This is a genomic window from Micromonospora sp. NPDC023966 (assembly GCF_040639095.1).
GTDB lineage: Bacteria > Actinomycetota > Actinomycetes > Mycobacteriales > Micromonosporaceae > Micromonospora.
In genome coordinates this window covers 57,580-68,731 of sequence record NZ_JBEZZJ010000035.1, presented here as the reverse complement: position 1 = coordinate 68,731, position 11,152 = coordinate 57,580, and the positions used below count along the sequence as shown (strand labels likewise).

10 protein-coding genes and 3 pseudogenes are annotated in these 11,152 nt (G+C 77.2%); 3 read left to right on the top strand and 10 right to left on the bottom strand.

What is annotated here, in order from left to right; genetic code table 11:
- A pseudogene (locus AB0F68_RS29465) lies at positions 1–314 on the top strand (hypothetical protein); the annotation flags it as partial.
- A gap of 127 nt (positions 315–441) precedes the next feature.
- On the opposite strand, the gene AB0F68_RS29460 reads toward AB0F68_RS29465, so the two are convergent.
- The 4 genes from AB0F68_RS29460 to AB0F68_RS29445 all read right to left on the bottom strand — a co-directional run bounded on the left by AB0F68_RS29460 (position 442) and on the right by AB0F68_RS29445 (position 3,320).
- Entirely contained in the window at positions 442–1,008 is a 567-nt protein-coding gene (locus AB0F68_RS29460; RefSeq protein WP_357344099.1) for a dienelactone hydrolase family protein, read from the bottom strand.
- A 47-nt stretch (positions 1,009–1,055) separates the two neighbouring features.
- On the bottom strand, positions 1,056–1,427 hold the full coding sequence (gene paaI, locus AB0F68_RS29455) for a hydroxyphenylacetyl-CoA thioesterase PaaI (protein WP_357344109.1): 372 nt from the start codon (positions 1,425–1,427) through the stop codon (positions 1,056–1,058).
- 37 nt (positions 1,428–1,464) lie between these two features.
- Positions 1,465–2,772 carry a phenylacetate--CoA ligase PaaK gene (gene paaK, locus AB0F68_RS29450; RefSeq protein WP_357344107.1) on the bottom strand — a complete coding sequence of 436 codons (1,308 nt, stop codon included), beginning with the start codon at positions 2,770–2,772 and terminating at the stop codon, positions 1,465–1,467.
- 110 nt (positions 2,773–2,882) lie between these two features.
- A complete protein-coding gene (locus AB0F68_RS29445) occupies positions 2,883–3,320 on the bottom strand; it encodes a DUF6766 family protein (protein ID WP_357344097.1) in 438 nt (145 codons plus the stop codon).
- Positions 3,321–3,574: 254 nt separating this feature from the next.
- Between AB0F68_RS29445 and AB0F68_RS29440 the strand changes: the two genes are divergently transcribed.
- Complete coding sequence (locus tag AB0F68_RS29440) at positions 3,575–4,069, top strand: CrcB family protein (RefSeq protein WP_357344105.1); 495 nt, start codon at positions 3,575–3,577, stop codon at positions 4,067–4,069.
- Positions 4,066–4,428, top strand: a complete 363-nt coding sequence (gene crcB, locus AB0F68_RS29435) for a fluoride efflux transporter CrcB (protein WP_357344095.1) — start codon at positions 4,066–4,068, stop codon at positions 4,426–4,428. The genes AB0F68_RS29440 and crcB overlap by 4 nt, the downstream gene beginning before the upstream one ends.
- Before the next feature lie 81 nt (positions 4,429–4,509).
- Here the strand turns inward: crcB and cobA are convergent, their stop codons facing one another.
- The 6 genes and pseudogenes from cobA to cbiE form a co-directional block, all read right to left on the bottom strand.
- The gene (gene cobA / locus AB0F68_RS29430) at positions 4,510–6,189 is read right to left on the bottom strand and encodes a uroporphyrinogen-III C-methyltransferase (RefSeq protein WP_357344093.1); all 1,680 of its coding nucleotides are present in this window, start codon (positions 6,187–6,189) and stop codon (positions 4,510–4,512) included.
- Positions 6,186–6,779, bottom strand: coding sequence for a precorrin-8X methylmutase (locus AB0F68_RS29425; protein ID WP_357344090.1), 594 nt, complete (start codon positions 6,777–6,779; stop codon positions 6,186–6,188). Before AB0F68_RS29425 ends, cobA begins: the two co-directional genes overlap by 4 nt.
- On the bottom strand, positions 6,776–7,852 hold the full coding sequence (locus AB0F68_RS29420; protein ID WP_357344089.1) for a HoxN/HupN/NixA family nickel/cobalt transporter: 1,077 nt from the start codon (positions 7,850–7,852) through the stop codon (positions 6,776–6,778). Before AB0F68_RS29420 ends, AB0F68_RS29425 begins: the two co-directional genes overlap by 4 nt.
- Positions 7,853–7,878: 26 nt before the next feature.
- Positions 7,879–8,037 (bottom strand): annotated as a pseudogene (locus AB0F68_RS29415) (4Fe-4S binding protein); the annotation flags it as partial.
- Positions 8,025–9,809, bottom strand: a complete 1,785-nt coding sequence (gene cobJ, locus AB0F68_RS29410; protein ID WP_357344103.1) for a precorrin-3B C(17)-methyltransferase — start codon at positions 9,807–9,809, stop codon at positions 8,025–8,027. The pseudogene AB0F68_RS29415 and the gene cobJ, both read right to left, overlap by 13 nt.
- A 37-nt stretch (positions 9,810–9,846) precedes the next feature.
- Positions 9,847–11,151: pseudogene (cbiE, locus tag AB0F68_RS29405) on the bottom strand (precorrin-6y C5,15-methyltransferase (decarboxylating) subunit CbiE); the annotation flags it as partial.
- Position 11,152 lies beyond the last annotated feature (1 nt).

The following is an 11,152-nucleotide window of genomic DNA, read 5'->3' as shown; positions in this document are numbered from 1 at the left end:
GGCCGGCGGGGGTGTCGGGGGGCGCCTCCGCCGGGCGGTCCGGCGAGCGGGGCGGCGCGGCGGCCCCGGCCGGCGGGAACCGGTCGGGTCGGCCGGTGCGGGGGCGGCTCGGGCTGTTCCCGGGGCTCGTGGACGCGTTACCCGGCGGGACGTCGCGGGAGCCGGACGGGCAGGTCGGACCGCTGGGCGGCCGACCGCCGACCGTCGGGCCGCCGCGTCCGCGTCCCGCCGTCGAGAGACGGCCGGTCTCCGCGCCCGCTCCGGCCCGACCATCGCGAGCCGGCGGAACCGGCGTGCCCGTGCTCGCCGCCTGAACCGCGACGTCCGGGCCGGAGCGGGCACGGGGCCACTCCGGCCCGGACGTCGTCGCGGACCGTCGAGCCGCGGCGCAGCTCGCCACGAGGGCGGCCCCGCCGGCGAGGCGGCCCGGCCGGCCGTGAGTCAGTGTTCGGCGAGAAACGCCAGGACGCGGTCCCAGGTGAGCGCGGCGGCCCGGGCGTCGTGGTCGGGCGTGTCGGGATCGGTGAACAGGTGCCCGGCGCCCGGATAGCGGTGCACGGTCAGCTCGGCGCCGGCCGCGGTCATCGCCCGCTGCCACTCGTCCACCTCGTCCGCCGTCTCGTACTCGTCGGGATCGGCGAGGTGCAGCTGCACCGGCAGCCCGGGGCGCACCGATTCCGGCGCGCCGCCGGTGCCGTGCAGCAGGAGCAGCGCCGCCGCCCGCGGCCGCTCGGCGAGCAGCGCTCCGGCCACGCCGGCGCCCATCGAGAAGCCGGCCAGCACGGTCTCGGCGGGCAGTTCGGCCGCCGCCGCCCGGGCCCGGTCGAGGACCGCCTCCTGGCCGATCTTGTCGAACAGCGCGAAACCAGCCTCGACGGACTCCGCGGCCGGCACCTCGTACAGGTCGGGGGTGGCGACCCGGTGGCCGGCGGCGCGCAGCCGGTCGGCGGCGGCCAGCACGGCGGGCCGCAGCCCGTAGACCGAGTGCAGGAGCAGGATGTGTGCCATGGCCCATCCTGGCCCGCGCCCGACGGGTGGACCGCTCGGCGCGCCGGTCAGTCGCGGGCGATGGTGCGGCTGCGGCCGCGGAACTCGGCGACCACCTCGCCGTCCCGCGACACCGTCACGTCGTAGATGCCGCTGCGGCCGTAGCGGACCCGCTCGCTGGCCCGCGCCTCCAGCAGGTCGCCCTCGCGGACCGGGCGGAGGAAGCTGATCTCGCCGCCGGCGGCCACGGTGGCCGGGCCGTGGCTGTTGCAGGCCAGCGCGAACGCGGTGTCGGCGAGCAGGAACACGAAGCCGCCGTGGCCGATGGCGTGGCCGTTGAGCATCGCCGCGGTGACCCGCATCCGGGCCACCGCCGCGCCGTCGCCGGCCGAGACCAACTCGATGCCGAGCCCCTTGGACGCCACGTCGGCGTCGAACATGTCGTGGGCCGCGGTGCGGCCGTCGTCGCCCGCCACGTCAGCGTCCCCGCCGCTGGTCGACGATCCGGCGCATCTTGCCCATCGAGCGCTCCACCCCGTCCGGCTCGATGAGCTGCACCGCCACGCTCACCCCGATGGTGTTCTTGACCTGCTCGACCAGGGCCGCCCCGGCCCGCTCGGCCTCGTCGACGGCCACCCCGGCCCGCCGCTCCACCTTGACGGTGAGGGTGTCCAGCCGGCCCTGCCGGTCCAGCACGCACTGGAAGTGCGGCGACAGCGCGGGTGTGCGCAGGATCAGCTCCTCGATCTGGGTCGGGAAGACGTTGACCCCGCGCACGATCATCATGTCGTCGGTCCGGCCGGTGATCTTCTCGATCCGGCGCATGGCGCGGGCGGTGCCGGGCAGCAACCGGGTGAGGTCGCGGGTGCGGTAGCGGACCACCGGCATGGCCTCCTTAGTGAGCGAGGTGAGCACCAGCTCACCGCGCTCGCCGTCGGGCAGCACCTCGCCGGTGACCGGGTCGATGATCTCCGGGTAGAAGTGGTCCTCCCAGACGTGCAGGCCGTCCTTCGTCTCCACGCACTCGACCGCCACCCCGGGCCCCATCACCTCGGAGAGGCCGTAGATGTCCACGGCGTGCATGTCGAGGCGCTGCTCCATCTCCCGGCGCATGTCCTCGGTCCACGGCTCGGCGCCGAAGATGCCGACCTGGAGCGAGGTGGACTTCGGGTCGACGCCCTGGCGCTCCATCTCGTCGACGATGGCCAGCATGTAGCTGGGGGTGACCATGATGACGTCCGGCGCGAAGTCGCGGATCAGCATGACCTGCCGCTCGGTCATGCCGCCGGAGACCGGGATGACCGTGCAGCCCAGCTCCTCGGCGCCGTAGTGCGCGCCGAGCCCGCCGGTGAAGAGCCCGTAGCCGTACGCCACGTGCACCCGGTCGCCGGGGCGGCCGCCGGCGGCCCGGATCGAGCGGGCCATCAGCTTCGCCCAGGTGTCCAGGTCGGCGCGGGTGTAGCCGACCACGGTCGGGCGGCCCGTGGTGCCCGAGGAGGCGTGCAGCCGGGCGACCCGCTCCCGGGGCACGGCGAACATGCCGAACGGGTAGTTCTCCCGCAGGTCGGCCTTGCCGGTGAACGGGAAGCGGGCCAGGTCGGTCAGCTCGCGCAGGTCGTCGGGGTGCACGTCGGCCGCCGCGAAGGCCCGGCGGTAGTGCGGCACGTTGTCGTACGCGTGCCGCAGCGACCGGCGCAGCCGGTCGAGTTGCAGCGCCCGCAGCTCGTCGACGCCGGCCCGCTCGACGGGTTCCAGCTCATCCGGACGAGGGGTGCGGTCCTGCACGGTGGCCTCCTGCGCGACGGACCCGGACGCCGCGTCGCGCCGGGCGATGCCGATCACCGTACGCCCGTACGGCCCGTCCTGCCAGGTCAGGTCGCCGATGCGGCGGACCGTCAGGGGTTGTCCGGGTCGAGCCCTCGCTCGCGCAGCAGCGCGTCCAGCTTGGCCTCCATCCGGTCGTCGGACTCCCGCGACTGCGACGAGCCCCAGTAGTAGAAAAGGGCCAGGCCGGCGGCCTGCCAGATCAGCTGGAGGAACTCGGACTGCCAGTTCTCGAAGGTGCTGGCGAAGAACTGCGGCAGGAACTCGCTCCAGGCGAAGCTCTGCCCGTGCTGGGCGGCCTCGTTGCTCTCCACGGCCATCTGGAAGAGGAACTGGCCGAGCCAGGAGAAGAGGAAGAGCGCCCCGGTGACGAGGGCGAAGGAGTACGCCTTCGGCCACGCCGGCTTGCGGAACGGTGGGCCCTCCGGCCGGCTGCGGCCGCTGCCTCCGTTGCCGGCGGCGCGGGACCGCGCCGAACGTGTGCCGGCTGTGCTGCTGCCTCCGGCCATCACGAACCCCCTTCCGTCGCAGGTCGATCGACTCGGGGAAATGCCCCGGGCCGGCGCGGTCGAAACCGACGCAACCGGCGGCGGAGGCGCCGACCAGGAAATCGACGCAACCCGCGGCGGCGGCCGCCGGACCGGGGGGCCGACGGGCGGCGCTATGCTCGGGGGCGGAACCGGCGGTGGGGCCCGCCGTCCCGCAACCGCCGGGAGAACCGCGACACGCTCGCCAACGGTCCCTGCCAGTGATGCCCGTGCTGGTGGGAGGCACCGTGACCGGACCGTCCGAGTTCCGCGTCGACCCCGACGTCGACCTGCGCGTCCCCGCCGACCGGCGGGAGCTGGCCGCCCACCCGGCGGCGATGCTCGGCGTCATCGCCGCCGGCGGGGTGCTCGGCGCGCTGGCCCGGGCCGGGCTCCAGGCCGCGTTCCCGCACTCGCCCACCGGCTTCCCGTGGGCCACCTTCGGCATCAACGTCGGCGGCTGCCTGCTGATCGGCGCCCTGATGGCGGTGATCAGCGCCCGCCCGCCCGGCCCCCTGGTCCGGCCGTTCCTCGGCGTCGGCGTGCTCGGCGGCTTCACCACCTTCTCCACCTACGCGGTCGACGCCCAGCGGGCGATCGCCGCCGGGGCGCCGGGCACCGCGCTGGCGTACCTGGCGGCGACCGTGGCCGGCGCGCTGCTGGCGGTCTGGGCCGGGGACGCGGTGGCCGGCCGGCTGCTGGCCCGGGCCGGGGGCGGGGCGACCCGGTGACCGTCCTGCTGATCGCGCTCGGGGCGGCGCTGGGCGCGCCCCTGCGCTACCTGACCGACCGGGCCGTGCAGGCCCGCCACGGTTCCCCCTTTCCCTGGGGCACCCTGACCGTCAACGTCTCCGGGTCGCTGCTGCTCGGCGCGGTGGCCGCGGTGCCCGCCTCCCCCGCGGTGACCGCCCTGGTCGGCACCGGCTTCTGCGGCGCGCTGACCACCTGGTCCACGCTCAGTTACGAGACGCTGCGGCTGCAGCGCGCGGGCCGTCGCGGCCACGCCCTGGCCAACGCGCTCGGCAGCGTCGCCACCGGCCTCACCGCGGCCACCGTCGGCTACACGCTGGCCGGCGCGCTCACCGGCTGACCGCGACCGGCCCTTCCACCCTGGTCGGCCGGCGAACCGCCGGCCATCCGGTGCGAGCGGCGGCTCGGCGTGCGGTCCGGGTCAGGCCCGGGCGGGCGTCGCCGCCGCGACCGGCTCGGCCGCGGGCGCCAGCGCCACCACCGGCCCGACCACGAAGACCGCCGGTGGCCGGACCTCGTCCCGCTCGGCGAGCGCGCCGACCTCGTCCAGCCGGCACCGGGCCGTCCACTGCTCCGGCTGGCCGGCGTCCCGGACCACCAGGACCGGCGTCTCGGGCGCGCGCCCGTGGGCGAGCAGGTCGGCGGCGATCCGCCCGACGGTGTCGACCGCCATGAGCAGCACCAGCGTGCCCCGGGCCCGGGCCAGCGCGGCCCAGTCCACCAGGGAGTCCGGGTGCCCCGGCGGCAGGTGCCCGGAGACCACGGTCACCTCGTGCGCCACGCCGCGGTGGGTCACCGGCACGCCGGCCAGGGCGGGGGCGGCCACCGCGCTGCTCACTCCGGGCACCAGCACCGTCTCCACCCCGGCCGCGGCGCAGGCCAGGACCTCCTCGTGGCCGCGGCCGAAGACGTACGGGTCGCCGCCCTTGAGCCGGACCACCCGCCGGCCGGCGCGGGCGTGCGCGATCAGCGTGTCGTTGATGGTGTCCTGGGCCATCGACGGACCCCGGGGCACCTTGGCCGCGTCCACCACCAGCACGCCGGGGCGGAGCCGGCGCAGCAGCCCGGCCGGGGCGAGCCGGTCGGCGACCACCACGTCCGCGGCGTCGAGCAGTGCCCGGCCGCGTACCGTGATCAGGTCGTCCGGGCCGGGCCCACCGCCCACCACGGCCACCTGCCCGGGCCGCAGCGCCGGCTCGTGGTGGTCGGCGTCGTGGTGATGGTGGTGGTGGCCGTGGCCGTCGGCCGGGTCGTCGGGGTGGTGGTGGGGGGTCTGCGGCCGCCCCACCTTGTCGGCGAAGCCGGGCAGCGCCACCCGGTACGCGCAGGTGTCGCAGTTCATCCGGATGTCCCCGCGCAGCGCCTCGGCGTGCCGTTCCAGGATCAGGTCGGCGAGGGCGTCGCAGTCCCCGATCACCTCGGCCACCCGCACGTCCAGGCCGGGATGGTCGGCGGCGAACTCCCGGCTCTGCGCCACGATCCGGTCCGGCAGCACCCCGGCGAAGAGGAAGTACGGGGCGACCACGATCCGCCGGGCGCCGAGCCGGCGCAGGCGCTCCAGCACGGCCGGCACGGACGGCTCGGCGAGCGAGACGAAGCCGGGCTCCACGCCGGCGTAGCCGCGCCCCTCCCAGAGCAGCCGGGCCACCTTGGTCACCTCGGCGTTGGCGTCCGGGTCGGTGGAGCCGCGCCCGATCAGCGCGACCCAGGTGCCGGCCCGGTCGGCGCCGTCGAGCGCCGCGTCGATCCGCCGCGCCAGCACCTCCTGGAGCAGGGGGTGCGGCCCGAGCGGCCGGCCGTACGCGTACCGCAGGCCGGGGTGGCGCTGCTTCTCCCGGGCGAGGGCGGCGGGGATGTCCCCCTTGCCGTGCCCGGCGGCGGCCAGCACCAGCGGCAGCGCGACCAGGTGGCGGTGGCCCCGATCGACCAGCGCGCCGACGGCGTCGGTCAGCGGCGGGCGGGACAGCTCGATGAAGCCGCCGTCGACGTCGGCGAGGGCGCCCCGGCGGCGGATCCGCTCGACCAGCGCGGCGAACTGGGCGACGCCGGCCGCGCTGCGGGTGCCGTGCCCGACGATCAGCAGCGGGGTGAGGTCCTTCACTTGTCCTCCAGGTACAGCAGGGCGTTGAGGGCGGCGGCGGCCACCGCGGAGCCGCCCTTCTCCCCCACGTTGGACACGGCGGGCAGGCCGCTGGCCCGCAGCGCCGCCTTGGACTCGGCCGCACCGACGAAGCCGACCGGCAGGCCGACCACCAACGCCGGGGCGGCGTCGAGGCCGATCAGCTCGACCAGCGCGGTGGGGGCGCAGCCGACCACCCAGACCGCCCCCGGGCCGACCCGGTCGGCCGCGATCCGCACCGCCGCGGCCGAGCGGGTGAGACCGGCGGCGCGGCCCAGGTCGGCGGCGGCCGGCTCAGCGACCGGGCAGACGATCTCCCGCCCGACCGCCGTGATGCCGGCGGCGACCATCCACACGTCGGTGACGATCGGCGCGCCGGCCCGCAGCGCGGCCAGCCCGGCGGCCAGGCCGTCCTCTTCGCAGACCAGGTCGGTGACGTAGTCGAGGTCGGCGCTGGCGTGCACCACCCGCTCGGTGACCGCCCGGGTCAGCGGCGGCAGGTGGGACAGGTCGACCCGGCCGCGCAGGATCCGGTAGGACTCCGCCTCGATGGGATGCACGGTCCGCGTCATGATTCCGCCCGCCCGTAACGGCGGTCGTAGCCGCGCAACCGCCAGACCAGCACGGCGCCGCCCCAGGCGAGCGCGAAGAGGACCACCACGGCGTAGCCGAGCTGCTCGAAGTGGTCGGCGATCGAGGCGTACCCGGCCAGGGCGGTGACGCCGAGCTGGTCGGCGAGCAGCCCGGCCAGGTAGACGCTGGCGACCAGGCCGCCGACCAACACGGTCATCGTGGTGGTGGCCAGGTTGTACCAGAGCCGCCGGGCCGGCTGCCGGTACGCCCACGAGTAGGCGCGGCTCATCAGCAGACTGTCCGCGGTGTCCATGGCGGACATCCCGGCGGCGAAGAGCAGCGGCAGGGTGAGCAGGGCCAGCACCGGCAGCCCGCCGGCGGCGGCGGTGCTCGCCGAGAGCGCCAGCAGGGTCACCTCACTCGCCGTCTCCAGGCCCAGCCCGAAGAGGAAGCCGACCGGGGCCATGTGCCAGGAGGAGCGGATCAGGGTGCGGGCCCGGGCCCCGAGGATCCGGTGCATCAGCCCCCGATTGAGCAGCATGTGGTCCAGCTCGGTCTCGTCCAGCGCGCCGGCGCGCAGCCGCCGCCAGAGCCGGGCCAGCCCGGCCACCACCACCGCGTTGAGGACCGCCACCAGCAGCAGGAAGCCGGTGGCGGTGACCGCCGCGACGGTGGCGCCGACCTCGCGGACGCCGGCCATCCGGGCGCCGGTCATCCGGGTGGAGGCGAGCCCGATCACCAGGGCGAGCAGCAGCACCACGGCGCTGTGCCCGAGGGCGAAGAAGAAGCCGACGCCGACCGGCCGCCGGCCGCGCAGCAGCATGAGCCGGGTGGTGTCGTCGATGGCGGCGATGTGGTCGGCGTCGAAGGCGTGCCGCACCCCCAGCAGGTAGGCCAGGGTGCCGGCGCCGGCCAGCCCGCCGGCCGCCACCGGCTGGTGGTTCCAGTACAGGTAGAGGGTCACGCCGGCGACGTGCAGCGCGGCGACCGCGCAGACGATGCCGCCGAGGCGGGCCCGCTCGGCGCGGCTCCAGCGGCCGAGGGTCGGGGCGGCGGTCGGGGTCGAGGTCATCGCTCTCCTCCGGGTTCGGGGTCGACGCGGATCGCGTCCACGGGACAGATCTCCAGGCATTCGAGGCAGCCGGTGCAGCGGTCGGTGACCCCCAGGCCGGCGGGGGTGGGACGGATGGCGTGCACCGGGCAGGTGAGCAGGCAGGCGCCGCAGCCCTGGCAGGGGCCGATGGTCACGACCGCCACCGGTACCCCCGGGGCGTGACCATCCGGCCGGCGACCACCCGGGTCTGCGAGCTGCCGACCACCACCACGCTGTACATGTCGACCAGCGCCGGGTCGAGGGTGGCGAGGGTGGCCAGGTGCACCCGCTGCCCGGGCCGGCTGGCGTTGCGCACCACGCCGACCGGCGTGTGCGGCGGGCGGTGCGCGGCGAAGGTCGCCAGGGCGGCGCCGAGCTGCCAGTCCCGGGTGCGGCTGCGCGGGTTGTAGAGCAGCGCCACCAGGTCGCCCTCCGCCGCGGCGGCGATCCGGCTCACGATCACCTCCCACGGGGTGTGCAGGTCGGACAGGCTCAGGTAGACGTGGTCGTGCCCGAGCGGCGCGCCGAGCAGCGCGGACGCGGCGAGGCCGGCGGTCACCCCGGGCACGCCGACCACGTCGATCCGGTCGTCGGCGTACTCCAGGGCGGGGCTGGCCATCGCGTACACCCCGGCGTCGCCGGAGCCGACCAGGGCGACGGCGTGGCCGGCGGTGGCCTCGGCGACTGCGGCGCGGGCCCGCTCCTCCTCCGCGCCGAGCCCGCTGGCCAGCACCCGGGTGCCGGGGCGGAGCAGGTCGCGGACCTGGTCGAGGTACTGGTCCAGGCCGACCACCACGGCCGCCCGGCGCAGTTCGGCCACCGCGCGCGGGGTGCGCAGGTCGGCCGCGCCGGGGCCGAGGCCGACCAGGGCGAGCCGGCCGCGCGGGGCCCGCCGGGCCACCGCGACGGTGGCCATCGCCGAGGCGGTCTTCGGCACCAGCAGGGTGCCGCCGTGGCGCAGGGCCGCGGCCTCCGCGACGCTCGGCGTGCCGACCGCCGCGCGGACCACCTCGCTGGGGTGCGGCACGTCGACCGCCGCCAGCTCCACCGCCGGCCAGGTCTGCAGGGGTACGCCGTACGCCTCGGCGGCCGCCCGGATGCCCGCCTCGTCGGCCTTGAGATCCACGCTGGCCAGGCAGCGCAGGCTGGCCGGGCTGAGGCCGGCGTCGGCGAGCGCCCGGCGCAGCAGGTCGGCCACCTCGGCGGCGGGCACGCCCCGGCTGGAGCCGACCCCGGCGACCAGCGACGGCGGCCGGAGCACCACGGTCCGCCCGTCGAGCGGGACGACCCGGTCGGTGACCAGGATCCGCCAGCCGTCCGCGCCGTCGCCGGCCGGCGACGCGGCGGCGCCCGGGGTGCGGGGGCCGGCCGGCGGGGGCGCCACCTCGACGTGGACGTGCTCCGGCAGGGCGGGCAGCGGCCAGGTGGCGTCGGCGACCAGCCGGACCGGCTCGCCGTCGAGGAGCGCCCGGGACACCGCGGCCACCGCGCCCTCCACCGGCCAGCCGAGGGTGTCCAGCCCGGGCAGGCCGACCGCGTCGGTGGCGGTGGTGACCACCGGCCGGGCGTCGAGCAGCGCGCCAACCTCGGCGGCGAGGGCATTGGCGCCGCCGGTGTGCCCGCCGAGCAGGGCCACCGCGTGCCGGGCCGCCTCGTCGACCACCACCACGGCCGGGTCGGTGCGCTTGTCGGCGAGCAACGGGGCGAGGATCCGGACCACCGCGCCGGTGGCCAGGAAGGCGACCACCGCGTGACACTCCCGCCAGGCCGCCCGCAGCGCCTCGGCGACGCTCTCCGCCTCCACCAGCCGGGCATGCGGCCACGCCGCGGCGAGGGTACGCGCGTGCCGCCGCCCCGCGGCGGTCCCCGCCACGAGTCCGACAAGGAAGGGCCCCTTATTGACGCCTCCGGTAGAGCAGGGGTTCCCTGTTGACAGGTCCGACGGTGTGGTCACGGGTTCCTCCGGTGGACGGTCATGGCAGCTCCCCGGTGAGCAGGACGACCGGGTTGGTGGCGGACAGGCGCAGCGAGCCTCCTGGCAGGTCGGCGAGGCGGGCGGCGGCGAGCTGGCTGCCCTCGACCGCGTAGCCGGCGGCGCGCAGCAGGTGCACGGCCGGGGCGACCCGGTCGAGCGCGGCCAGGGTGACCACCACCCGGGGCGGGCGGCGGTCGGCCACCGCGGCGAGCACGTCCACGCCGCCCCCGCCGACGAAGACCGCATCCGGGTCGGGCAGTCCGGCCAGGGCCGCCGGGGCCACCCCGGTCACCACCCGGACGTCTACCCCGTGCCGGGCGGCGTTGGCCCGGATCGGCGCGTCCGGGTCCCGTTCCACGGCGAGCACCGCGGCGCCGAGCAGCGCGCACTCGATGCCGACCGAGCCGCTGCCGGCGCCTACGTCCCAGACCAGCCGGCCCAGCCGGGGCCGCAACCGGGCCACCGCGAGCGCCCGGACCTCCGCCTTGGTGATCATCGAGTCCCGGTGGGCGTACGCGGACTCGGGCAGCGCCCAGCCCCCGGCGGGCGCGGCGGCCGGCTGGTCGTCCGCCCGCATCCCGGCGACCCCGGCCGTCGGCGGCCGGGTGGCCGCCGGCTGGTCGTCGGCACACGTCCCGGCGGCACCCGCCGCGTCCCCGGCCTCGGCCGGGATCCGAGCCGTCGGATCGGGCACGGCCTCCGGGGCGAGGCTGAGCACGACGTGCGGGTCGGCCCACGTCGTCGCGGCGGCCTCGGCCGGGGTGGTCCAGGTGACCCGTTCCGCCGGGGTGCCGAGGTGCTCGGCCACGACCAGGCGGCGGTTCCAGCCGGCCAGGCCGGCGCCCAGCTCGGTCGCGCCGGCGCCGGGGGCGGTGAGCACGGCGACGGCGGGCAGCGCCCGGCAGGCGTTGAGCGCGGGGCGCGGGTCCCGGCCGTGTGCGGTGACCACCGCCGCGCCGTCCCAGGGCAGCCCGGCGCGGGCGAACGCGGCGGCGACGCTGGAGACGGCGGGCAGCACCCGCACCGGCAGGCCGGCCGCCCGGAGCCGGCGGACGATGCCGAAGAACCCGGGGTCGCCGCTGGCCAGCACCACCGCGGGCGTGCCGGCGGCCATGGCGGCGGCGAGCCGGTCCAGGGCGGGGGCGATCGGGCCGAGGACGACGGTGGCGCAGTTCGGCGGCACCGGGACGGCGGCCATGTGCCGGGCCGCGCCGACGACGAGCCCGGCGCCGGCCAGCGCCTCGGCGAGCGCGGGGTGCGCGGGCCGGCCGGCGGCGTCGACCCCCGCCACGAGCACGGCCGGG

Excerpts from the sequence above, each read along its gene's own strand:
- AB0F68_RS29460 (WP_357344099.1), bottom strand. The coding sequence starts at position 1,008 with ATGGCACACATCCTGCTCCTGCACTCGGTCTACGGGCTGCGGCCCGCC.
- paaI (WP_357344109.1), bottom strand. The coding sequence starts at position 1,427 with ATGTTCGACGCCGACGTGGCGTCCAAGGGGCTCGGCATCGAGTTGGTC.
- AB0F68_RS29445 (WP_357344097.1), bottom strand. The coding sequence starts at position 3,320 with ATGGCCGGAGGCAGCAGCACAGCCGGCACACGTTCGGCGCGGTCCCGC.
- AB0F68_RS29425 (WP_357344090.1), bottom strand. The coding sequence starts at position 6,779 with ATGACGCGGACCGTGCATCCCATCGAGGCGGAGTCCTACCGGATCCTG.
- AB0F68_RS29420 (WP_357344089.1), bottom strand. The coding sequence starts at position 7,852 with ATGACCTCGACCCCGACCGCCGCCCCGACCCTCGGCCGCTGGAGCCGC.